General features: G+C 57.6%; 16 protein-coding genes and 2 tRNA genes. 5 read left to right on the top strand and 13 right to left on the bottom strand.

Features of this window, described 5'->3' with window-relative positions; translation table 11 throughout:
- The first annotated feature begins 134 nt into the window (after positions 1–134).
- The 3 genes from AAFH99_RS09240 to AAFH99_RS09230 all read left to right on the top strand — a co-directional run bounded on the left by AAFH99_RS09240 (position 135) and on the right by AAFH99_RS09230 (position 4299).
- The gene (locus AAFH99_RS09240) at positions 135–716 is read left to right on the top strand and encodes a hypothetical protein (RefSeq protein ID WP_406827564.1); all 582 of its coding nucleotides are present in this window, start codon (positions 135–137) and stop codon (positions 714–716) included.
- Between the two features lie 582 nt (positions 717–1298).
- Complete coding sequence (locus AAFH99_RS09235; RefSeq protein WP_406827563.1) at positions 1299–2432, top strand: M14-type cytosolic carboxypeptidase; 1134 nt, start codon at positions 1299–1301, stop codon at positions 2430–2432.
- 61 nt (positions 2433–2493) lie between these two features.
- The gene (locus tag AAFH99_RS09230; RefSeq protein WP_043316811.1) at positions 2494–4299 is read left to right on the top strand and encodes a M28 family metallopeptidase; all 1806 of its coding nucleotides are present in this window, start codon (positions 2494–2496) and stop codon (positions 4297–4299) included.
- Between the two features lie 78 nt (positions 4300–4377).
- On the opposite strand, the gene AAFH99_RS09225 is transcribed toward AAFH99_RS09230, so the two are convergent.
- The 13 genes from AAFH99_RS09225 to AAFH99_RS09165 form a co-directional block, all read right to left on the bottom strand.
- Complete coding sequence (locus AAFH99_RS09225) at positions 4378–4887, bottom strand: phosphate-starvation-inducible PsiE family protein (protein ID WP_231491539.1); 510 nt, start codon at positions 4885–4887, stop codon at positions 4378–4380.
- A 156-nt stretch (positions 4888–5043) separates the two neighbouring features.
- Positions 5044–6681, bottom strand: coding sequence for an AMP-binding protein (locus tag AAFH99_RS09220; RefSeq protein WP_043316815.1), 1638 nt, complete (start codon positions 6679–6681; stop codon positions 5044–5046).
- Positions 6682–7069: 388 nt separating this feature from the next.
- Entirely contained in the window at positions 7070–7420 is a 351-nt protein-coding gene (locus AAFH99_RS09215; RefSeq protein WP_406829173.1) for an SCP2 sterol-binding domain-containing protein, read from the bottom strand.
- A gap of 102 nt (positions 7421–7522) precedes the next feature.
- A complete protein-coding gene (locus AAFH99_RS09210; protein WP_043316818.1) occupies positions 7523–9319 on the bottom strand; it encodes an acyl-CoA dehydrogenase C-terminal domain-containing protein in 1797 nt (598 codons plus the stop codon).
- Positions 9320–9643: 324 nt separating this feature from the next.
- Positions 9644–10732: an AraC family transcriptional regulator gene (locus tag AAFH99_RS09205; RefSeq protein ID WP_051686951.1), complete on the bottom strand. Its 1089-nt coding sequence runs from the start codon at positions 10730–10732 to the stop codon at positions 9644–9646.
- Between the two features lie 12 nt (positions 10733–10744).
- A complete protein-coding gene (locus tag AAFH99_RS09200) occupies positions 10745–10966 on the bottom strand; it encodes a hypothetical protein (RefSeq protein ID WP_043316820.1) in 222 nt (73 codons plus the stop codon).
- A gap of 474 nt (positions 10967–11440) precedes the next feature.
- Positions 11441–12862, bottom strand: coding sequence for a class II fumarate hydratase (locus AAFH99_RS09195; RefSeq protein WP_406827561.1), 1422 nt, complete (start codon positions 12860–12862; stop codon positions 11441–11443).
- A 133-nt stretch (positions 12863–12995) separates the two neighbouring features.
- A complete protein-coding gene (locus AAFH99_RS09190) occupies positions 12996–13430 on the bottom strand; it encodes a hypothetical protein (protein WP_043316823.1) in 435 nt (144 codons plus the stop codon).
- 150 nt (positions 13431–13580) lie between these two features.
- Positions 13581–15617: an NAD-dependent DNA ligase LigA gene (gene ligA / locus AAFH99_RS09185; protein ID WP_406827560.1), complete on the bottom strand. Its 2037-nt coding sequence runs from the start codon at positions 15615–15617 to the stop codon at positions 13581–13583.
- A gap of 138 nt (positions 15618–15755) precedes the next feature.
- Entirely contained in the window at positions 15756–17135 is a 1380-nt protein-coding gene (gene zipA, locus AAFH99_RS09180; RefSeq protein ID WP_051686952.1) for a cell division protein ZipA, read from the bottom strand.
- Positions 17136–17160: 25 nt separating this feature from the next.
- Positions 17161–20664: a chromosome segregation protein SMC gene (gene smc / locus AAFH99_RS09175; protein ID WP_406827558.1), complete on the bottom strand. Its 3504-nt coding sequence runs from the start codon at positions 20662–20664 to the stop codon at positions 17161–17163.
- Between the two features lie 297 nt (positions 20665–20961).
- Positions 20962–22212 (bottom strand): c-type cytochrome biogenesis protein CcmI, encoded by a 1251-nt coding sequence (gene ccmI / locus AAFH99_RS09170; protein ID WP_043316826.1) that lies wholly within the window; start codon positions 22210–22212, stop codon positions 20962–20964.
- Positions 22205–22768 carry a cytochrome c-type biogenesis protein gene (locus tag AAFH99_RS09165; RefSeq protein WP_051687067.1) on the bottom strand — a complete coding sequence of 188 codons (564 nt, stop codon included), beginning with the start codon at positions 22766–22768 and terminating at the stop codon, positions 22205–22207. The genes ccmI and AAFH99_RS09165 overlap by 8 nt, the downstream gene beginning before the upstream one ends.
- A gap of 197 nt (positions 22769–22965) precedes the next feature.
- Here AAFH99_RS09165 and AAFH99_RS09160 point away from each other — a divergent pair.
- Together AAFH99_RS09160 and AAFH99_RS09155 are read left to right on the top strand one after the other, a co-directional pair.
- Positions 22966–23041 (top strand) — tRNA-Val (locus AAFH99_RS09160).
- Positions 23042–23091: 50 nt separating this feature from the next.
- Positions 23092–23168, top strand: a tRNA-Asp gene (locus AAFH99_RS09155).
- The last annotated feature ends 141 nt before the right edge of the window (positions 23169–23309 follow it).

Raw genomic sequence — 23309 nt, 5'->3', positions numbered from 1 at the left:
CATAAACCGGCTGAAAGTGGCGCCATTTCATTCATTGTGCGCCAGGTCGCAGGCGTAACGGGACATCATCGGTATTCTTGCAAGGAACCTGTGCCAGACCCAGTAATAACCCCCAAGGCTTTCGGAGATCTCCCATGCCCAGTCTCAAGTACCCTGCTCTACGACCACTGACCCTGTTGTTTGCGGTACTTCAGGTCTGCCTGCTCGCCGCCTGTGCAGCCCCCGGGCGCACTCCCGAAGAGCAGCGCCAACACATCGCACAAACCGAGCGCGAGGTACTCACTGAGCTGTACCAACTGAAGCCTTCGCTTCGTAGCGAAGTGGCCAAAGCCCCCGGCTACGCCGTATTCAGCAACATCAACGTCAACCTGCTGGTTGCCAGCACCGCAAGCGGGTACGGGGTTGTGGTGAACAAATCCGGTAAGCGTACTTATATGAAGATGGGTGAGGTGGGTGTAGGCCTCGGGCTCGGGGTGAAAGATTTCCGTGCTCTGTTCATCTTCGACTCTACGGAAGTCATGGAGCGTTTTGTGGAATCCGGCTGGACCTTCGGCGGCCATGCGGACGCCGCTGCAAAATCACAGGATAAAGGCGCCGCCGTAGGCGGAGAAGTCGTAGTGGATGGCATGCGCGTGTACCAGCTCACTGAAAGCGGGATCGCACTGCAAGCGACGGTGAAAGGCACCAAGTACTGGAAAGACGCCGCACTGAACTGAATCCGCACACCGGTGACCGGGTAGTAAAGCCGGCAGACAATGCATCGGGAGCCGCCCTGCCATGTCCGCTGGCGCCACAAGTTCTAACCTGCTTAACCTGTCTAATAGTTAATTGAATCTGCGCCAACTTGCCCTTTGAATCCATGCCCCCCGCAAAAGACTGCCTAAACTTTAGTCAGCACCTGCTGAGGAATGTCAGGGAGCAGTACAACATTTCTGAAGGTGTGTTAGTGGTTCGCACCGAGCATTTGACCAGGGCAGTGAGAAGTCGTCATTGGTCCGACGCCAGAAATTTCAGGGAGCAGTAGTCTCAGCAGGTGCCGCCAAGGATTGGCAGAGGCGCGACGTCCGCAAGGGCGTCGCGCCTTTTTATTTGGTCCACTAACCAGAAAAATGTCCTGAGGAATTTCCCGCCAGCCTTCAAAACATTGTTCTCGAAACTTGCGCTACCGCAGTTATTTCTACCAAGCTGCCTTGGGCTATCCTGTTTTCCAGGCCTGAAGCTGTATCCTGCAAACCGTTCGACCACTGGCTCAAAGCACGGTGCCAAAAACCTGAACAAAATCACTGCGGAGTCTACGCATGCATATCAGCAGCGCTTTCGATAGCGGCAACATCAAAGTCATCGATAAAAACACGAATCCCGTAGAACTGGCGATCCGGATTGACAACCAGTCCGACTTTTACCAGTGGTTCCACTTCCGACTGGAAGGTGAGGTGGGCAAGGAATACCCGCTGCGCATTAACAATGCCGGTAAGGCCGCTTATCCGGAAGGTTGGGAAAACTACCGGGTATGTGCCTCCTACGATCGCCACAACTGGTTCCGCATCGACACTCAATACGACGGCAAGGTTCTGGATTTCACGGTAAACCTGGAACAGCCCGCCATTTATCTGGCGTACTTTGCCCCCTATTCCTGGGAACGGCATCTCGACCTGCTGGCGTGGGCCCAGTCCGATGAGCGGGTAGAATGCGAAACCCTCGGCCTGACCCTGGACGGTCGCGACATGACCCTGCTCACCGTGGGCGACGCGGAAAAAGCGAAGCGCAAAGTATGGATGATCGCCCGCCAACACCCCGGTGAGTCAATGGCCGAATGGTTTGTGGAAGGCTTTCTGGAAAACCTGCTGGACGAAGCCAACCCCACAGCGCGCCAACTGCTCCAGGACACGGTTTTTTACGTAATACCCAATATGAATCCGGACGGTAGTGTACGGGGCCACCTGCGCACCAACGCCGCCGGTGCCAACCTGAACCGCGAATGGCAATCTCCCAGCATGGAAAAAAGCCCCGAGGTCTATCTGGTGCGCGAACGTATGCTGGAGACCGGTGGCGATATGTTCCTGGATATTCACGGCGACGAAGCGCTGCCGTTTAATTTTGTTGCCGCCTGTGAAGGCATACCCGGTTACGACGATAAACACGCTGCGCTGGAAAACGTCTTCAAGGCCGCCTTTGTTAAAGCCAGCCCCGATTTCCAGACGGAGCAAGGATACCCCCTGGACAAGCCCGGTGAAGCCAATATGACCGTGGGCACCAACTGGTGCGGTCACCAATTTCGCACGCTGGCACTGACTCTGGAAATGCCGTTTAAGGACAACGACAATCTGCCAGATCCCATTGAAGGCTGGTCACCGGCGCGCTGTCGCCAGCTGGCCCGGGACATGCTAACCCCCATTCGTGAGACCCTGGTCTATATGGACAGCAATCAATAATTTCGACACCAATAACCACAACATCAAAAACAACTAAACCAATAACAACAGAGGTAACCCTATGCGAACACCATTTCCCTGGCGACAGCTGGCTATGCCGCTTGCCCTGTCAGGCCTGATCGCCGTTGGCGGATGCGCCAAGCAGAATGACAGCGCCACCGACAAGCCCAATGCACCGGAAGCAGCGACTGCGCAGGCCGAAGACAAAGCCTCAACAGATGCGCTGCTAGAGAATGCTGGAGCGGCGGCCGCACCGACACTCAGCGCGGAAGAAAAGAGCGAAGTCGCGGAGCTGGCAAAGGATCTGCACTCCCATATCGCGGTGCTCGCCTCCGATGAATTCGAGGGCCGCGCGCCTGCAACCAAGGGTGAAGAGCTCACGGTCAAGTACCTCGCAGATGAGTTCAAAAAGCTGGGCCTGAAACCCGGCGCGGTCGACACCGGGGGCAATCCCAGCTGGTATCAGTCGGTGCCGGTGGTAGAGATGCAGATTGAAACCACACCCATGGAAATCAGGGGTGAGAATTTTGCGAAGTCCCTTACCGCCCTGACCGACATGGTTGCCTTTACCCAGCGCCAGACCCCGGAAAGTAAACTTGTCGACAGCCCACTGGTGTTTGTCGGTTACGGCATCGTTGCCCCGGAAAACAACTGGAACGATTACGCCGGTCTCGACATGACAGGCAAAACCGCGGTGATCCTCGTAAACGACCCAGGTTATGCCACCCAGGATAAAAACCTGTTCAACGGCAACGCTATGACCTACTACGGTCGCTGGAGCTACAAATTTGAAGAAGCCGCGCGCCAGGGAGCGGAAGGCGCCATCATCGTCCATGAGACCGGCGCTGCCGGTTACCCCTGGGAAGTGGTCAGCGGTAGCTGGTCCGGTGCCCAGATCAGTCTCGCCGCCGAAGACAAGAATTCTGACCGGGTTGCCGTGGAATCCTGGATCACTACCGATGTGGCCAAGTCATTGTTTGACGCCGCCGGCCTGGACTTCGCTGCGGAATTGGAGGCCGCAAAGCAGCGTGGCTTCCAGCCCAAGCCAATGAACCTGACCGCCAGTGTCGAGTTGAAAAATCAGGTCCGTACCTCCAACTCTCGCAACGTGGTTGCCAAAGTCGAGGGCAGTAAATACCCCGACGAAGCGGTTATCTACACCGCACACTGGGACCACCTGGGAGTGAATGATCACGCCGAAGGCAGCGATCATATATTCAATGGCGCTGTTGACAATGCCACAGGCACAGCCGGTCTGCTGGCCATGGCACGGCAGGTGGCGAAGCTGCCGGAAGCACCGCAGCGCTCTATGATTTTCGTCGCGGTCACTGCGGAAGAATCAGGTCTACTGGGCTCAAAGTATTATGCGGAGAATCCGGTTGTTCCCCTGGAAAAAACGGTTGCGGGCATCAACTTTGACGCCATGGGAGTACTCGGTCCTATGCGCGATGTCATCGTGGTCGGCTACGGCAACAGCGAGCTGGAACAACTGCTGGAGCAGGCCGCGGCAAAACAGGGGCGCTACCTGGCTCCGGAAGACCACCCGGAACGCGGCTACTTTTATCGCTCGGATCACTTCAGCCTGGCGAAAAAAGGCGTACCCATGCTGTACTTCGACTCTGGCACTGACAGCTTCGAACACGGCCGTGAATGGGCACAAAAGAAAGCGGCAGAATACGGTGCCCGCGCATACCACAAGCCCGCCGATGAATACGATCCGCAGTGGAACCTGGAAGGGGCGGCGCTGGATCTGGCGCTGGGCCTTGACCTGGGGTTGGCGCTCGCCAACAGCCGCGACTGGCCCAACTGGTACCAGGGCAACGAATTCCGCGCTGCGCGGGATAAGAGCGCCGATACACGCAAGTGAATCCGCTCGCGCGGCCTCCATACGGCCGCAACGAAAAGGGGCGCCCGATCGGGCGCCCCTTTTTTATGTTGTCCGGTCTCAGTCCTGATCCTCGAGCAGGCTGCGCCGCTCTTTATACGACAGAGCTTCTTTTTTTGCCACCAACCAATAGGTTACCCCAAGCGCCAGCACCGCCGCGGCAATACCGAGAATATAATCCGGCGTCGTGTCATCGAGATCCAGCACAATCACTTTTCGCGCAATGGCCATCAGTGCCGTCGCCACCACCAACTGAATCGGAATAACATTGGAGCCGAGATAAAGTCGAATATTGATGAAAATCTCGATGGAAATCAGCACCAGCATGATTGCACCAAACACATCAAACAGATCATTGTGGTTCATGATCAGCACGGGGGCTGCCTGCAGCCGCTGATACACCACCCACACGACATCCGCCACACTCCACACAATAACCAGCGCCATCACCACGGACAGAAAACGCACCGAGCTGCGAATAACCACATGTAGCAACCGGATCAACGGGTCTTCGTGTTCCGCCGGCAGCTCCTCGTGGATCATGGTCGGCCTTTCCTGCTTCTCTGACATTGGGTGCTCTTGGGTCAACAATTTGCCCATTAGTTATAGCGCACCAGCCACCGCCCCGTATGGGGCATCACCGCACACACGTTTTTCTCAACGATCTTCCACAAAAAAAACCCGCTGCAAGCAGCGGGTTTTTCGTTTTCGAAACAGGATTCAAGCTCAGGCGCTGACTGCTGTTTCCACTTTCTTGAGTTCTTCGTCGCGAAGCTCGCGACGCAGAATCTTACCGACATTGGTCTTCGGCAAGTCATCGCGGAACTCAATATTTTTTGGCACTTTGTAGGCTGTCATATTTTCACGACAGTAGGCAATGATCTCTTCTTCAGACAGAGAGCTATCCGCTTTTACCACGAACAGTTTTACGGTCTCGCCGGTTCGCTCATCCGGAATACCAACCGCCGCGGCTTCGGTAACTTTGGGATGCGCACTGACAATATCTTCGATCTCGTTCGGGTAGACGTTGAATCCGGAGACGATAATCATGTCTTTCTTACGATCCACAATCTTGATGTAACCATCGTCCTGGATCACCGCCATATCGCCGGTTTTCAACCACCCTTCTGAATCAATGGTCTCAGCGGTAGCTTCCGGGCGCTCCCAGTAGCCTTTCATTACCTGAGGGCCGCGTACACACAGTTCCCCCGGGGTATTGTTGGGCAGATCGTTGCCGTTTTCGTCGATCACCTTCACTTCAGTACTTGGCACCGCCTTACCCACCGTGCCCAACTGCACCGCTTCTGAAGGATTGAAAGACACAACCGGTGAGGTTTCCGTCATACCGTAACCTTCCGTCACAACGCAGCCAGTCATTTCTTCCCAGCGCTTGGCCGTATCGCGGGTCAGAGCCATACCACCGGATGCGGTGGTGTGCAGCTTGCTAAAATCGAGATTGGCAAAATCCGGGTTGCGCATCAGGCCGTTGAACAATGTGTTCAGGCCCACAAACCCGGTAAAACGGACACCCTTGAGGGTCTTCACGAAGGCCGGGATATCGCGCGGGTTAGGAATCAGGATTGAATGGTTACCAGTGGCAAACAAGGCCATGCAGTGAATGGTAAACGCGTAAATATGGTACAGCGGCAGAGGCGCAATATAAATTTCCTCGCCCTCTTTCATGGAATCGCCAAGGGCTTCACGCACCTGTTCCATGTTCGCCACCAGGTTGCGATTGGTCAGCATCGCGCCCTTGGCAACACCAGTGGTACCGCCGGTGTACTGCAGCACCGCAATATCATCCGGCGTGCGCTGAACGTCCTGGTGCGGCTGCTTGGCACCAGAAGACATGGCGTCGCGGAAATTCACCTGATTGCTGAAGTGGAAATCCGGAACCATCTTTTTAATGTGCTTGGCAACAGTATTGATCAGCACCCGCTTGAGCGGTGGATGCAGATCAGCAATTTCGGACACGATCACCTGCTCGACGGAGGTTTCTTCGATCACCGCAGCGGCTGTATCGGCAATATTCGCCAGCACCACCAGCGCCTTGGCCCCGGAGTCATTCAGCTGATGCTTGATTTCCCGCTGTGTGTACAGCGGATTGGTATTGACCACCACCATACCGGCACGCAGGGCGCCGAATACGGCAACCGGGTACTGCAGAACATTGGGCAGCTGCACAGCGACGCAATCGCCGGGCTTGAGGTTGGTGTGGTTCTGAAGATAGGAGGCAAATTGGGCGCTGAGCCGATCAATATCGCCGATGGTGAGCGTTTGCCCAAGGCAGGTAAATGCCGGGCGCTCTGCATATTTGGCCGTGGCACTGGTAAACACGTCAAGAATGCTGCGTTCGATGTCCAACTTGTTTCTCCCAATACTGTTGTTTTTGTGGTGTCACCCGCCAAACGCGGCCTGCCGCACTCGCAAGAAATCGAGCAGGGACAGTTTCACTAGACTGGCAGATTATCGGCGAGTTCGCGGACTGATGATACCTCACCAAGTGATCCAGTCCGTTTATAGTCGAAATCCGCAGTTGTGATCTGAGCAGACGGGCAATTATTGTAAGTTTTGTTAGTTATCTGGTGAATGTTACTGCGAGAGGCAAATAAGCCGCCTGAATTTCACTAGAAACCCAGAACCGGCAGATTAATAATTATTTTTACGCCAGGTGGTCAACCTGACGGGGCCGCATACCCGTTATCGTTCAACGCAGACAATTTTTCTCCTGCAGAGAACAGTGTGACAGTAATCAATGTACGGTGAAAAGATCCGCCAGTGCCGCTGCCAGTTCACGATTCCCGGTGTAGCGGATATCCCCCAGCAGAAATGCGTGCCGCGCACTCAGCTGGCCGTCGATGATATCCCGCAAGGTATCGTAGGACATTTCCAGGTCCAGATCTGGTGCTTTAACCAATCCGGAAACCTGCTCGGCCTCGATAATGAAAGCCTCCCCCTCTGGGCCCTGCTGGTCCACCGCCTTGCGTTCGACACGCAGGTAGAAATCACTGCCATCCGGCAATCGAAACTGTACTCGAGTGGTCTGAGGCAGACAAGTAAGCAGCCGCAAGCGCTCGAGAATGTGCGCCGGTAATTGCATCATCACTCCGCAAATTCGGACATCCGCCATCGGCCGCCATTGGCAAAAAGCGGATTCAAAAACACCGCCGCTGTTACCAGGGGCGGTGTTTTCCAATCATGTTGCTCAGAACGCGAAGTGTTCCGCATCCAGGCTCATGAGGTTGTCGGCGCCGCTCTGCATGGCGCTGGCGTGAGTCGCGGTGCGCGGCAGAATGCGATCGAAGTAGAAACGTGCGGTGGCGATTTTTGCACGGTAGAAGTCTTCTTCACCGGCACCCGCCTGCAGTTTCTCGTTGGCGATTTTCGCGGCCTGTGCCCACAGATAGGCTTGCACGGCGTAACCGGAGTACATCAGGTAATCCACGGAAGCTGCGCCGACCTCATCGGGGTTTTCCATGGCCTTGACACCGACGTTCATAGTGAGCTCACCCCACTCCTTGTTGATTTGCTGAAGCTTGGCAACGTACGGCGCCAGCGCTTCATTATCCACCTCGGCCTGACAGAATTTGTGCACGATTTTGGTGAACTTACGCAGCAGCTCGCCCTGGCTCATCAGGACCTTACGGCCCAGCAGGTCCAGTGCCTGAATACCGGTAGTACCTTCGTAGATGGTGGAGATACGGGAGTCGCGAACGTTCTGCTCCATGCCCCACTCGGCGATGTAGCCGTGGCCACCAAAACACTGCAGACCCAGGTTGGCAGATTCATAACCGGTCTCGGTCAGGAACGCCTTGGCGATCGGCGTCAGGAACGCGAGCAGGTCGTCGGCGTCTTTACGCTCTTCTTCCGTCTCTGCGGCGTGGCTGCGGTCAACCTGTTGTGCACACAGCAGTACCAGCATGCGACCGCCTTCAGCGAAGGCTTTCTGGGTCAGCAGCATGCGGCGTACATCCGGATGTACGATGATCGGGTCTGCCGCACCTTCCGGGTTTTTCGGGCCACTCAGGGAGCGCATTTGCAGGCGGTCTTTGGCGTAAGCCAGGGACTTCTGGAAGCCCGCTTCCGCGTGCGCCACGCCCTGCAGGGCAGTACCCAGGCGCGCGGTGTTCATGAAGGTGAACATGCAGTTCAGGCCCTTGTTGGGCGGGCCGATCAGGAAGCCTTTGGCACCGTCGAAGTTGAGCACCGCGGTGGCATTACCGTGGATACCCATCTTGTGTTCCAGGGAACCACAGGTCACACCGTTGCGTTCGCCCACGGAGCCGTCGGCATTCGGCAGGAATTTCGGCACGATAAACAGGGAGATACCCTTGGTGCCCGCAGGGGCATCCGGCAGGCGTGCCAGTACGATGTGGACGATGTTCTCGGCCATATCGTGCTCACCGGCAGAGATAAAGATCTTGGTGCCGCTGATGGCATAGGAGCCGTCGTCGTTGGGCTCGGCCTTGGAGCGCAGGATACCCAGGTCGGTACCGCAGTGTGGCTCGGTCAGACACATGGTGCCGGTCCAGGTGCCCTCGACCAGCTTGGTCAGGTAGGTTTCTTTCTGCGCATCGGTACCGTGGGCTTCCAGGGTATTCATTGCGCCGTGGGACAGACCCGGGTACATACCCCAGGACCAGTTGGCAGTACCCACCATCTCGCTCAGGATGGTACCCAGAGAAGGCGGCAGGCCCTGGCCACCGTGTTCGACTTTGTGCGGCAGGGACGGCCAGCCGGCTTCCACGAACTGCTGGTAGGCTTCCTTGAAGCCATCGGGGGTAGTGACTTCGCCGTCTTTCCAGGTACAACCCTGCTGGTCGCCGATCTGGTTGATCGGGGCGAGGACGTTCTCACAGAACTTGGCACCCTCTTCCAGGATGGCATCCACCACGTCGGGGCTCGCATCTTCATAGCCCAGTGCCGCATAGTGCTGATCCCAGTTCAGCAGCTCACGCATGGCGAAACGCATGTCACGCAGCGGAATTTTGATCTCGCTCATCCTGAATACCCTCTTTAACGATTTTTACACTCGATTTTCGCGCCCACTGCCTACGTCTTGTTCACACCAGGCCGGGCTGCGCCACGGGAAGCACGGCCAAATGCCGTGACTCAACTATTCGTTTTATTCATATTAGTAGCAAATTACCAATAGTCACTATGGCGAAAAGTGTCCAAAGCACTAACAAAATACGGCGACGAAATTGCCAGATATCCACTGACGCACAGGTCACGGCTATAGCGAAAAATGGCGAGAATGTCGCTGGCAAGAGGCTGGCATACAGAAAGGAAACGCGGGGAAAATCCGCCAAGTACGGGGGTACAGTCAGGAAGACACCGCCGCTCGCGGGCTTTTACGGTATTCACCGGGAGTTACCCCGGTCCACTTTTTGAACGCGCGGAAAAAGGCACTCGCTTCGTCAAAGCCAAGCATTTCAGCTATCTGTGTATTCGACAGATCCGGACAGCTCAGATAGTGAAAAGCCGCTTCCATCCGGCACTCGTCCTTGAGCTTCTGGTAAGAGGTGTTTTCCTGCTGCAATTTACGACGCAGGGTGGTGACGGACATATTCAGACGCTCCGCCACCGCTTCCGCAGGCGGCATGGATTCGCTCACATCGCGATTGAGAATCGTCTTGACCTTGGTCTTGATGCTGTTGGCATTGCCATCACTGATGACCAGGTGATAGGGGGCTGTGCGGATAAAATCTTCCACCGTCTGCGGGCTCTGCACTATGGGGTAGTCCAGGTAGCGACTTTCATACTCCAGCGCATTGGCAGGCTGATCGAACAGCAGCTCGCCGGCCTCACTCTGAGCGAGCGTCTGGAACTCCTCCGGACAGGGAAAAGAAAAATGCAGCTTGGCCAGCGGAATCTCTCGCCCTACCAGCCAACAGTAAAACCGGTGCCACACCGCCAGGGTGGTACGAATGACTCCCGGTGTGGTTTCGGCGATCAGCTGGTCAAATTCGCCCTCTTTCAGGGAACTGATCCCGACAATCACCACTTTGTCGCGATCTCCCCGGGATGACAGCACTGGCTTGACCCGGAAGCCGCGACAGATCTCCATAAATTCCGCGCTAAGAGTGATCGCTTGACGCACGGTTGCGCAATTCACCACCGTCAGACACAGTAACCGGAATGAGCCCGAGCGCACCCGGCCACCACTGAGCATGCCGAACCACTCATCCTGGGCCAACCACATGACCCGCTGATACAAACGGCCGTACTTGATGGCAGAAAATGCCGCCGTATCTTCCAGCTCACCCTCAGAAATATCCACCGACGCGAGCAACTCTGCCCGATCACAACCGTGCCGGGCCGCTTCGTCCAGCAAGCGCTGGACGTAGGCTATGGGTATACGGATATCGTCACTCTGACCGGAACTGGAAACCGACGGGCTATCGCTGGCCATGCTCTGCCTTACCTAGCGGTCGTCGTCACGGCGGTCGTTGCGGCGCCGCAGCCAATTCAGCAACGCACCAAAACCGAATGCCAGAGTCACAATTACCGCCAGAAATACCAGCATCAACACCAGGTAGCTGAGAACATCCGCCACTGGCAGGTCCCAGCTCCAGATCGCCGCAGCGATAAACGCGATGCAGGCAAGCACACTGGTAATAAACGAACGGCGGCGTTTCTGGGCCATAACAAAACACTTTCGACGGGGAGTGAACGATTGGTCGACGGATACCGTCGACACTAGGATTCAGGTAGTGCGCAGCGCTTCACGGTGCGTCCGCTAATCCGGTTTTGCCGACTCTCTAATACTATAGGGTTGTATTATCAGAGCGATGAATTCTACCGGTTAGCAGGGATTACCTCCGCGAACTGCCAGATTACGTGCAAGACCTGAAAGGTGGGACCGGGCATTCCCGACTCCACATGGCGCCGAATCCTGCAGGATTGGTCATGGGCTGTCAACGCAGCCGGCTGGATCGGCACTTCGGCGAACCCGATCTGGGAGAATGCCATGCAAAGACGACACCTACTCCGCAAATCAGACAGGTCCACTCTCCGCCGACTTGGAATCTGGGTCGAGTGCATGGTGCTGCTCGCGGGTTCGGTATTACTGGGCATCCTGCTGCTTGCGTAGGCGGCGACCGACCTGCGATACAGGGCGTTAGTCGCCCACAATACCGCCCGCACTGAGACGCGCCGGGTCCAGCAGCTTCTCCAGCGTTTGCCGATCCAGATCGGTCATTTCTTCGGCGACATCCAGCACGGGACGACCGGCGCGATACGCGGCCTTGGCAATCTCCGCTGCCTTGGCATAACCGATGACCGGGTTCAGCGCGGTAACCAGAATGGGATTGCGGGCCAGCGCATCCTGCATCCGTGTTTCGTTCACAGTAAAATCACTGATCGCCTTGTCTGCCAGAATGCGAGATGCATTTGCCGACAATTGGATACTCTCGAGTAGACTGAACGCTATCAGCGGTAACATCACATTCAATTGGAAATTACCGCTTTGCCCCGCCACGGCTATAGTGGTGTCATTTCCCATCACTTTTGCCGCCACCATCGCTACCGACTCGGCAATCACCGGGTTGACCTTGCCAGGCATAATACTGCTGCCAGGTTGCAGCGCCGGCAGCGCAATTTCACCAATCCCCGCTAGCGGCCCACTGTTCATCCAGCGCAGATCGTTGGCAATTTTCATCAGGGCCACCGCCAGGGTTTTCAGGTGCCCGGATACCTCCACCGCCGTATCCTGACTGGCGATTGCGGCGAAAGCATTGTCCGCGGGGCGCACAGAGATCCCACAGGCTGCGCCGAGTTTACGGGCGAACACTTCGGCAAACTGCTCGTGCGCATTCAGACCACTGCCTACCGCAGTCCCTCCCTGCGCAAGCTGCTCCAGGCGGGGCAGTACATCTTCCAGACGCGAACGGCACAGCTTTATCTGCGCACTCCAGGCCGAAATTTCCTGCCCCAGGGTGATAGGGACAGCATCCATCAGATGCGTACGCCCGGTCTTTACCACAGACGCCAGGTTGTCGGCTTTCTCATCTGACACCTCGCACAGGTGTACTAATGCGGGGAGCAATTGATTTTGAATGGCCAGGAGTGCAGAGAGGTGAATCGCGGTCGGAATGACATCGTTACTGCTCTGGCACATATTGACGTGATCGTTCGCGCCAATCTCAACACCGGTTTCTTCACTGGCGAGACGGGCGAGCACCTCGTTCACGTTCATGTTGGTACTGGTGCCGGACCCCGTCTGGAAAACGTCCACAGGAAACTGACGCTGATAGTGGGCGTCCGTCAGGTTGTCACAGGCCTGAATAATCGCGCGGGCCCTCTCCTCATCGAGAATACCGAGGGTCTGGTTTGTCTCCGCAGCAGCACGCTTGATGGCCACCACGGCGCGTAAAAATGACGCGGGGAGCACATGATCACTGACGGGAAAGTTGTCGACAGCACGCTGAGTCTGCGCCCCGTACAAAGCATCTTCTGGAACGCGAATTTCACCGAGACTGTCTTTTTCGACCCGAAAAGCTCCGGCGCTCTCGGTTGGATTGTCGAGGGGCGGCTTGCGCACGGCGCAGGACCTCCTGGAAAACACAGGTAAAAAGAAAGAGGAACCGGTGCAGGCACCGGGAGAGATCAGTTACAGGGTAATGTGTGGTGGTGGGACTTGGCAATCAGCTGGAAGGTGGCACAGGCCCGTACGGTCACACGCTGACTCGCCCTTCCTGGGTCCATTCACAACGCACCTGCATATCGCCGCTGCCGGGCTCATGAAACAGACCTGCCGCCTCCCAGTTAAACGAGTGGGTGCCGGAGAGCTCTGTTTCCAGGTGGACCGTGGCAGAAACCCAGTACATGCTGCGCAACAGCTCTTCGAACTTCTGGATCCAGTGATTCCATTCATACTCGACGGCACGATAGGAGGCACCGAAATGGATGACGTCTGTCTGATACTGGGATTGTTTGACCTTGATCGTAGGGATCGAAAACATATCGCGGCACAGGAACGGCCACTCGTCCGCGCTGGGCAGCGCCAGCACGGCTTCGCGGTTGACCCGGCGGCGATCGCTGCTGCCTGCCAGGCTGTTGCTGTCTTTGATACAGCCGTAAACGATTGATTCCTGATCGCCCTGAATCACGCTGCGCTAACCCCTACGCTTCCCCCGCAGCACAGATGTGTTGTCGGGCCAATTCAATTAATGCTCCGCCAACTGTAACGGCGTGACCGGGATAATTCTACTGCCAGATGCGGGCAAATTTTCGACCCGATCGCATTTCACGCAGTTCGTTTAAATTTCGATACCCTGCGTTCGCAACATCGACATCAACCCCTCCTCGTCCAGCACCGGCAACCCCAGATCCCGCGCCTTGTTCAGCTTGGAACCCGCGCCCGGTCCGGCAACAACCGTGTGGGTATTGGCGGATACACTACCAGCCACCTTGGCCCCCAGCCGCTGCAGGTAATCCTTCGCCTCACTGCGAGACAGGGTCTCCAGCTTGCCGGTCAGCACCCAGGTCTGCCCGGCGAGCGGCTCGCTGCCGGACTCCCGAATCTCGGCCGCCCAGTGCACTCCCGCCTGCTGCAACGCAGCTATCTCCTCAAGATTGTGGGGCTGCTCAAAAAACTCAGCGACATAGTGAGCCACAATCGGGCCAACATCTTCCACCTGCTGCAGCGCTTCCGTATCCGCCTGCATTATTTGATCCAGATCACCAAAGTGCCGCGCCAGGTTGCGCGCAGTGGCCTCCCCCACCTCGCGAATACCGAGGGCATAAAGGAATTTCGGTAGCGTGGTATCTTTGCTGCGCTCCAGCGCATCCAGAAGGTTCTGTGCGGACTTTTCCCCCATCCTCTCCAGCGCCACGAGGGGCTCTAGTGAAAGATGGTACAGACCGGACACTGAGTTCAGCAGCCCCTCATCCACCATCTGCTCCACAAGCTTGTCACCAAGGCCATCAATGTCCATGGCTTTGCGCGATGCGAAATGCTTGATTGCCTGTTTGCGCTGGGCACTGCAGATAAGCCCCCCGCTACAGCGGGCGACAGCTTCACCGGGAGTGGCTTCCACCGGCGAATCACATACCGGGCAATGACTGGGGAACTCGATGTCCCGTGCGCCTTTGGGGCGACGACTTTCCACCACCGACACCACCTGTGGAATTACGTCGCCGGCACGGCGAACGATTACCGTATCGCCGATTTTCACTCCCAGACGCTCAATTTCATCGCGGTTATGCAGGGTTGCGTTGGATACGGTAACACCGCCAACAAACACCGGCTCAAGACGTGCCACTGGGGTGACCGCGCCCGTGCGTCCCACCTGAAACTCCACATCCAACAACCTTGTCATCTCTTCCTGTGCGGGGAACTTGTAAGCCGTAGCCCAGCGCGGGGCGCGGGCCACAAAACCCAGTCGTCTCTGCAGGGGAATGCTGTTGACCTTGAACACGATACCGTCGATGTCGTATGGCAGTTGCGCGCGCTTCTCACCAAGCCTGCGGTGGTACTCGATACATTCCTGGATATTCTTCGCCACCGTCATTTCACCATTGATGCGAAACCCCCAGCGATTCAACTGCTGGAGGATTTCCGAGTGCGCCTCGGGTAATTCGCCGCCCTCCACCACGCCCACGCTATAGGCACACAGCTCCAGCGGGCGCTGGGCGGTAATCCGGGGGTCCAACTGGCGCAGGCTGCCGGCAGCGGCATTGCGCGGGTTTACAAAGGTTTTGTCACCGGTGGCGAGGGCCTTTTCATTGAGAGCCTCGAAACCGGCCTTGGGCATGTAAATTTCACCGCGAACTTCCAGTACGTCCGGCACGTCTTCGGCCAACAGTTTCAGCGGCACAGAATAAATGGTGCGTACATTCTGGGTAATGTCTTCACCCACTGTGCCATCACCACGGGTCGCAGCGCGCTCCAGTAATCCGTTGCGGTACAGCAGGCTCACCGCGATCCCATCCAGTTTCGGTTCGCAGGCATATTCCACCGGCGCACTATAATTCAGCCGCTCGCGAATTCTGCGGTCGAAGTCCTCCATTTCCTCATCACTGAACGCATTATCCAGTGACAGCATGGGCATTTCGTGGCGGATCTGTGTGAAAGCCGCCAGTGGTTCCGCCCCTACTCGCTGGGTGGGAGAGTCACTGGTAACCAGCTGCGGATACTGTTCTTCCAACCCCTGCAGTTCGCGCAGACACCGGTCGTACTCAACATCGGGTAATTCCGGTGCATCCAGGACGTAGTACTGGTAATTGGCGCGGTTGAGGATTTCGTGCAGTTCAATGGCACGGGACTGGGATTCCGGGGGGATTTTTTTTGTCATTGTTGTTCCGCAAAAATGGGGGATTCTTGCCGATGAAGTTGAAAGTGATTTTTGCAGGAGCCCGGCCTGCAGACGAACACTCAACTCTCATCACGAGGTTTGTTCGCCAGCAGGGCAGACTCCTACAACAAAAAAAGATCAGGCTTGGGCGCGGGCCAGGGCTTTGCGGCGCTGAAATTCCATTACCCGCTGCCGGTAGTGTTCGGCAGTCTGCGCGGTAAAAACGCTGCGGTTTTCATCTTTGAGCTCGCCGCCCAACTGCTCGGCAATATAGCGTGCGGTGGACAGTAGCGTATCAAAGGCTTTCAACGCCTCCACTTCTGCGGGCAGCGCCAGGAACAGGCTTACACCAGGGGTGGTGAAGTCTTCCATCTCAGACATATCAAAGGTACCGGGCACCACGATATTCGCAAGACTAAACAGAGCCGGTCCTTCCCCCGCCTCCCCGCAATGGTAATGGAAAATGTTCATCTCACCGAAGCGAAGACCACTGGAGAGCAGCACGCGCAGCAGGTCGTTGCCTTCAAAGCAGTCACCGGCGGGCGCCATGATATTCAGGATCAACACTTCCTGCACATCCCGCTCTTTCAGCGCACTTTGCCCGCGCTTGCCACGCTTTTTGTTGTTCTCAACCGGCGCCACACTACGTTCATCGTGGGAAGGCGCTTTTTTCAGGTCCTGCCCTTTTTTAAGGTCCGGAAAACGGATTTCTGGCAATTTGAGATCCGCCGGAGACCAACCGGGTTTTCTCACCGGTTCGCCCGGCTCTTCCATCGGTGCCTCGTCAGGTACCGACTGCAGAGATTCGAGGCTGACAGACTCATCCAGCGAGGGCTCACGGCGGTCGCTTGCCGGCTCTTCAGACTCGGCAGACAAACCGGCCATGGGCGCCAGCTCGCCCTGGTATTGCAGATCGTCTTCGATCGTGGACACGGACTCCCCCGGTGCAGGGCTGGGGGCGATTTCCGGCTCAACCGAATCCATCAGCATTGGCACCTGCTCTTCCAGGTTCAGCGAGGCCTGCTCCGGCACCTTGGCCGCGCGCGTGGTCGTTGAAGGCTCCGCGGGGATTTCATGACGGTCTTCGCCGCGCTCTGCCACACGCTCGGGCTTGCTTCCGGCCAGCGGCTTGCGGGAAGACTGGAAATTCTGCTGCACCTGGCGATTCACCTGGCTGGCATCTTCCGGCTTGCGGCGCTGTACAACGCGCACCGTTCCCGGTAACTCGGCCGAAATCTGGCGGCGCTTCTCCGCCTCTTCCGGGTCAATGTACTCGAGCTCGGACTCGCTGATCGGATTGGATCTTTCCGGCACAACCACCGGATCCACGGCGTCCTTGAGCGTGCGCGGCGTAGAAAGGATGTCTTCGTTAACGTCATCCATCTCCTGGCGCAGGCTGCGGGACAGGTTGCGGGAGACTTTCACCGAGTCTTTATGCTTGAGATAGGCACGGCGGGCACCATCGAGCACTACGCCCAGCAGCACCAGCGCCAGCAAATTGATCAGCCAGTTGTCCATAATTACATCCCTCTCCCTGTAGCCATCACGCCGATGCCAACTCCGCGGCTTCTTCCACGTCCACCGATACCAGACGGGAAACACCCGGTTCGTGCATGGTAACCCCCAGCAGCTGATCGGCCATCTCCATGGCAATCTTATTATGGGTAATGTAGATGAACTGAACGTGCTCTGACATTTCTTTTACCATCCGTGCGTAACGACCCACGTTGGCATCATCCAGCGGTGCGTCCACTTCGTCCAACATACAGAAGGGCGCCGGGTTGAGGCGGAAGATGGAAAATACCAGGGCGATTGCCGTCAGCGCTTTCTCACCACCGGACAGCAGGTGGATTGTACTGTTTCGCTTGCCTGGCGGCCGCGCCATGATCGCGATACCGGTATCCAGCAGATCTTCGCCGGTCAGTTCCAGATACGCATGACCACCACCGAATACCTTCGGGAACAGTTCCTGCAGACCGCTATTGACCTGATCGAAGGTCTCCTTGAAGCGGGTGCGGGTTTCCTTATCGATACGGCGAATGGCGTTCTCCAGGGTTTCCAGAGCGTCGGTGAGATCACCGTACTGGGTATCCAGGTAATTTTTGCGCTCTGACTCCTGCTTGTACTCGTCGATGGCCGCTAGGTTAATCGGACCAAGACGGGAGATACGTGCGGCCACCAATTCGATATCCTGCTGTACAGCTTCGATGGTCAACTCTTCCGGGAGTTCCTCCAGCAGGCCTTTCAACTCATGACCAGCCTCCGCCAGCTGCTCTACCAGGCCGTTGCGCTGGGTTTCCAGGGTCTGTGCAGCCAGACGTTGCTGCTCCAGCTGAGCGCGCACGCCCTGCAGGGCGGACTCTACCTTGTGGCGCTCCTGCTCGTGGTTGCGGAGGGTAGACTCCACCTCTTCCATTTTCTTGCGCGCTTCGGACAGCTCGGTTTCCACATCGATGCGCTGAGCGAGCTTTTCTTCCAGTTCCGCCTGGAAATCCTGGGACGGATCCTGTGCATCTTCCATCTGACGCAATAGTTGCTCGCGGCGCTCCTGCAGGCGCTCCACCTGCTCGCGCAGCACTTGTAGGGTGCGCTCAAGGGATACCTTCTGCGTGCGCACGGACTGCTCGCGCATAGCCAGTTCGTGAGCGCGATCTTTGTCTTCGCGAGCCCGCTGGCGAGCGGCGTCCAGCGCTTCGCGCAGTTCTTCGCGGCGCGCCAACAGAGTTTCGCGGCGATCAGTATCGTCGCTCATCGCCTCCAGAGCCTCCTGCAGCACGATGCGCGCCTCGGAAATGGACTCGGCTTCCAGTTCCTGCTGCTCTTTGACTTCAGCGATTTCCGCCTCGATACGACGGCGGCGCTCGTCCATCTGCTCCTGGCGTGCGCGCTGGGCAGACAGCTGGCTGCGCAGATCACCTGCGCGACGGTTCAGCTGCTCTGCATTGTTGCGAGCCTGCTCAATACCGGATTCCAGCTCCCCGGCGCGGCTGCGCAGCTGTTCGCGTTGTTCAGCCAGATCTTCAATACGCGCTTCGCAGGCCTCCAGCTCCGCATCGAGATTTTCCAGCTCCTGCTTGCGCGCAAGCACGCCGGACTCAGCGTCGCCACCACGGCTGACTTTCAGCCAGTTGGGGCCTACCCACAGACCGTCGCGAGTAACAATAGATTCGTTGGCTTTCAGCTGATCGCGCTGGGACAGCGCAGCATTCAGATCTTCGGCGGTGTAGATACCATCCACCAGGCCACTCAGGGACGCCGGGCCTTCGACCACATCCGCCAGTTTCGGCAGATTGCCGGCAGAAGCTGTGGGCGCGTGACGACCATCGACAAACACAGCCTGACCACCGTCAAAACTGGTGAGACTGCTCTGCAAGGCTTCTATCTGATCGACACATACCGCCTGCAGCTGGGCGCCGAGGACAGTTTCCACGGCGGTTTCCCAACCCCCGCGGGCGCTGATCTGCTCGGCCAGACGCGGACGGTCCTGAAGGTTGTTCTGTTCGAGCCAGCTGGCGACACTCTTGCCCTGCCCCATGGCCGCCTGCTGCAGTGCCTCCAGGGAGGCCTGGCGGCCGCGGCTGGTCTGTAATTGCAGACGCTCCTGATCCAGCTCCGCACCCAGCTCGGTTTCCCGGCGGCGCAGATCCGAGAGCTGTTCTACCTGTTCGGCAATGGATTCGCGCAGTTCTGCCAGCTGTAGCTCCAACTCCGCCAGCTCTTCGTTTTGCTGCTCCAGTTCCGCATCGTCACCGGATCCGGACAGGGATTCGCGCTCGGTCTGCAGCTTGGTAATGCGGTCCTGCAGGCGCTGGCTGGAGGTTTCCAGGTGCTGGATTCGGGACTGCTGTACTTCCGCCCGCTGGCGGGACCCGGAGGCTCCCTGGTTGAATTGATCCCATTCATTCTGCCAGTCACGCATCTGATCTTCGGCGGTCAGCAGGGCCTGGGCAGACTCTTCTTCCGCCGCCTGTACCATTTCCAGATCGGGAATGATGATTTCCAGTTCGGCGTCAAACTCAACCGCCTTCTCCTGGTCTGCCGCCAACAGTGACTGGGACTCGTTGTATTCCTGCTCGGTGCGGGCGAAGTCCGCCTGCAACTGCGTATTGCGCTCACGGGCGTGGGAAATACTCTGCTCCAGGCGCGCAATATCCGCACCGACCGCATAGAAACGCCCCTGAACTTCGTTGAACGCATCGGACAGATCGTGATAAGCCACGCGCTGCTCTTCAATACCCGTATCAAAGCCCACCTGACGGGTCACCAGCTCTTCCACGGTGAGCTCCAGCTCGCCGATCTGCTGTTGTTTGGCATGGGCCTGATCGTCCAGGTCCTTGTACTTGAGGGCCTGCAGGTGCGCCTTGTGAGTACGCTCCTCCTCTTTGAAGCGGCTGTATTTCTCGGCAGCCGCGGACTGGCGCTCCAGGCGCGACAGCTGACGGTCCAGCTCGTCACGGATATCGGTGAGGCGCTCCAGGTTTTCCTTGGTGCGGCGCATGCGGTTTTCAGTATCCCGGCGGCGCTCCTTGTATTTGGAGATACCGGCGGCCTCCTCGATAAACACCCGCAGCTCTTCGGGCTTGGCCTCAATCAATTTCGAGATCATGCCCTGCTCGATGATCGCGTAGCTGCGCGGGCCAAGACCGGTGCCCAGAAACAGGTCCGTCACGTCGCGGCGGCGGCACTTCTCGCCGTTAAGGTAATAAATGTTCTGCCCGTCGCGGGTCACCTTGCGCTTGATGGAAATCTCGCTGAAGGCGGCGTATTCACCGGTAAGCTTGCCCGCGGAATTATCGAAAACCAGCTCGATGGAAGCCTGCCCCACGGGCTTACGACCACTGGAACCGTTAAAGATAACGTCGGTCATGGAATCGCCGCGCAGGTTTTTCGCGGAGGACTCACCCATTACCCAGCGCACGGCGTCGATGGTGTTGGACTTGCCACAGCCGTTGGGGCCGACCACGGCGCTGAGATTGGAGGGGAAGTAAACGGTGGTCGGGTCAACGAACGACTTGAATCCGGCCAGCTTGATGCACTTCAAACGCATGGTCTTAAAACTCGGTAATGCCCGGCGCCCGTGCGGTCACTATTCCGCCGCCGAACGCTCTTCGTTGTACTTTCTGGGGGATTTGCGAAGGGGGTCTGACTGGCCAGTACCCGCAAATCGCCGTTTTGTCTTTGCAAACCGCCGATTGTACATGGCTGCGGGCCGGGTTTCAGCGCTATTTTCACAGCAACACGGCTACCACGGCCACGCCTTACAGCGAAGCCGGACAATATGTTTCGCGGGGTGCCTGAATGAATTGACCCGGTAAATCAGACCGACTCATCGGGCACTTTACCGTCAGATCTGCTCGTCGATCAGAATGCTCACCGGCTTGGACCAGTCGGCCCGAGGCAATTTCTTGATCTCGCCCTGCCAGTCTCCGGGCGCCGGGCGGGCATTGCCGCCGACGGCTAGGCGGGCAACAACCTGCACCTGGTCTACCGTTTTCAGACTGCGCCCGGGCATCATCGCACGGGACTCATCCAGCACCACCCGTGCGGGCAGATCCGCCGCAGTGAGGCGAACAATCGCCAGCGGCATCGGACTTTCCGCAGTACGCGCATAAATAAACACCGGCGTGTCCGGGGTGTACGTTACAGATTCTGACAATGACACTGACACCGCAATGGCGTTTTCGGCAGAGGCCCCCGAGTCACTGATGGCCGACGGCTTCTCTACCGTACTGCCAGACCCACTGCTGCCAGCCTGTGCCATTGCTGCTTCTGCTCGCTGCACACCAGCGGCCAGAGCCTGAGCCGCGCCAGACCCCGGGGCCATCTGCGCCAACGCCTGCTGCCAATGGGTTTTCGCTGCGGCATAGTTCTTTTGCTCGAAGGCCGCAATCCCTGCCAGACCGAGCGCGGTTGTATTGTTCGGCTGGGTGGACAGAACCTGATCCACTTCGCGAATCACCTCCGCACTCATCTGTGACCCGTTGGCAAAAAACAGCGCCTGAGCAAGCTCAGCACGGATGTTGGCCGCTTGGGGTTCGTGGGCCACGATATAACGGTACTGTGACACCGCGCCCTGGACATCATTACTTACCAGCAACCGCTGCGCCAAAACGTACCGGCTGTTGAGGTCCTCAGGATGGCTGAGCGCACGCTCACGCAACTGCTGAGTAATCCGCGCTTCCGCTACCATATCCGTATCACCGGACTGACTGGCGGCCATATCCCGGTACAGAGAAAGGTCGTCGTGTGCCCCCCAGTAGACATACAGGCCGACGGCTGCAACGGGCACTACAAGCGCCAGCCCCAACAGCAGGCCGCGACCACCAGACTGGTGCTGCGACAGACGATAGGCCGCGCCCGACTCCTCAGCCAGCAACTTGCGGCCAAGCTCCGCTTTCAGGGATTCATATTGCGAAGTATCGATAGACCCACTGTCGTGCGCACTTTCGATCTCCGCCAGATGTTCCCGGTAGAGCACTGCTTGCGAATCCAGACTCTGGGCTACCGGTCTTGGCTGCTTGCGCAACAGTGGCCAGGCAATCACTGCCGCGAGGGGGAAAAGCAGCAGCGCCAGCACTATCCAAAGATCAATCATCGTTTTTACTACCGCTTTTCTGCCGGGTTACCGGGTTGGGTTCACCGGGTTGTTCTCTGCTGTCGAGCAACTGTGCCAGCCGCTGGGCTTCCTCCGCGCTCAGGGTCCCGTCGCCATCCCCTTGATCGCCACCGCGCCCGCTACGAGAGCGCGCCACAATCACAATCAGGGACAACATTCCGAGTGCGGCAAATACACCCGGCGCCACCCACAGCAACATCGTGTTGCGCTGCAGCGGGGGGCGATACAGAACGAAGTCGCCATAGCGGGCCACCATATACTCATTGATCTCTTTGTCGCTGAACCCCTCTTCCAACAGCCGGCGAACCTCGCGCCGCAGATCTGTCGCCACCATGGAGTCCGACCCGGCCAGATTCTGGTTCTGACACTTGGGGCAGCGCATCTCTTCGATTAAAACCTGGTAGCGCGCCTGCAGTTCGGGCGTGGACAGGGGCTCCACTTCTACCGACGCAAAGCTGGTAGACAAAGGTGCGACCATGGCGGTTAGCAGGGTCAGGATGGCAGCAAGTGGAGCTGCGAAGATTTTTTTCTGCACTGGCATTCTCCGGCGGAAATTCTGCCGATTATATCAGCGCCAGCGCCTACGAACACGCCCGGAAAGAAACCGTGCCGATACCGTGCGCACAAAACAGAATCCCGCTAGCGTTCCGTTAACCCATTGAATTGAAAAAAAATTTTCAAAAACCGTTGACGCCCCAAAAAATATCATTACTATACGCAGCTCCTGACGCGGGGTGGTTAGCTCAGTTGGTAGAGCGGCGCCCTTACAAGGCGTAGGTCACAGGTTCGACCCCTGTACCACCCACCACTTTCCTTTACATCTGCACGGCAGATCGCGCAAAGGAATGTCAGGAATGCGGACCGGTAGTTCAGTTGGTTAGAATGCCGGCCTGTCACGCCGGAGGTCGCGGGTTCGAGTCCCGTCCGGTCCGCCACATACAGAAAAGGCTCTCACGAAAGTGAGGGCCTTTTTTGTATGTGGTTGATCGGCGTGCGAGAACCCTCGTTCGATCAAATTGTGCAGCAATTTAAGACGCCGAAGGCGCCCGAAGGGTGAGCGGCGCAGCCGCGAATCA

This window comes from Microbulbifer sp. ARAS458-1 (genome assembly GCF_045348205.1).
Classification (GTDB): Bacteria; Pseudomonadota; Gammaproteobacteria; order Pseudomonadales; family Cellvibrionaceae; genus Microbulbifer.
The sequence above is the reverse complement of the archived record's forward strand: the minus strand, read 5'-3'. Positions and strand labels throughout refer to the sequence as shown.

Excerpts from the sequence above, each read along its gene's own strand:
- AAFH99_RS09240 (WP_406827564.1), top strand. The coding sequence starts at position 135 with ATGCCCAGTCTCAAGTACCCTGCTCTACGACCACTGACCCTGTTGTTT.
- AAFH99_RS09235 (WP_406827563.1), top strand. The coding sequence starts at position 1,299 with ATGCATATCAGCAGCGCTTTCGATAGCGGCAACATCAAAGTCATCGAT.
- AAFH99_RS09230 (WP_043316811.1), top strand. The coding sequence starts at position 2,494 with ATGCGAACACCATTTCCCTGGCGACAGCTGGCTATGCCGCTTGCCCTG.
- AAFH99_RS09225 (WP_231491539.1), bottom strand. The coding sequence starts at position 4,887 with ATGTCAGAGAAGCAGGAAAGGCCGACCATGATCCACGAGGAGCTGCCG.
- AAFH99_RS09215 (WP_406829173.1), bottom strand. The coding sequence starts at position 7,420 with ATGATGCAATTACCGGCGCACATTCTCGAGCGCTTGCGGCTGCTTACT.
- AAFH99_RS09210 (WP_043316818.1), bottom strand. The coding sequence starts at position 9,319 with ATGAGCGAGATCAAAATTCCGCTGCGTGACATGCGTTTCGCCATGCGT.
- AAFH99_RS09205 (WP_051686951.1), bottom strand. The coding sequence starts at position 10,732 with ATGGCCAGCGATAGCCCGTCGGTTTCCAGTTCCGGTCAGAGTGACGAT.
- AAFH99_RS09200 (WP_043316820.1), bottom strand. The coding sequence starts at position 10,966 with ATGGCCCAGAAACGCCGCCGTTCGTTTATTACCAGTGTGCTTGCCTGC.
- ligA (WP_406827560.1), bottom strand. The coding sequence starts at position 15,617 with ATGACAAAAAAAATCCCCCCGGAATCCCAGTCCCGTGCCATTGAACTG.
- zipA (WP_051686952.1), bottom strand. The coding sequence starts at position 17,135 with ATGGACAACTGGCTGATCAATTTGCTGGCGCTGGTGCTGCTGGGCGTA.
- smc (WP_406827558.1), bottom strand. The coding sequence starts at position 20,664 with ATGCGTTTGAAGTGCATCAAGCTGGCCGGATTCAAGTCGTTCGTTGAC.
- ccmI (WP_043316826.1), bottom strand. The coding sequence starts at position 22,212 with ATGATTGATCTTTGGATAGTGCTGGCGCTGCTGCTTTTCCCCCTCGCG.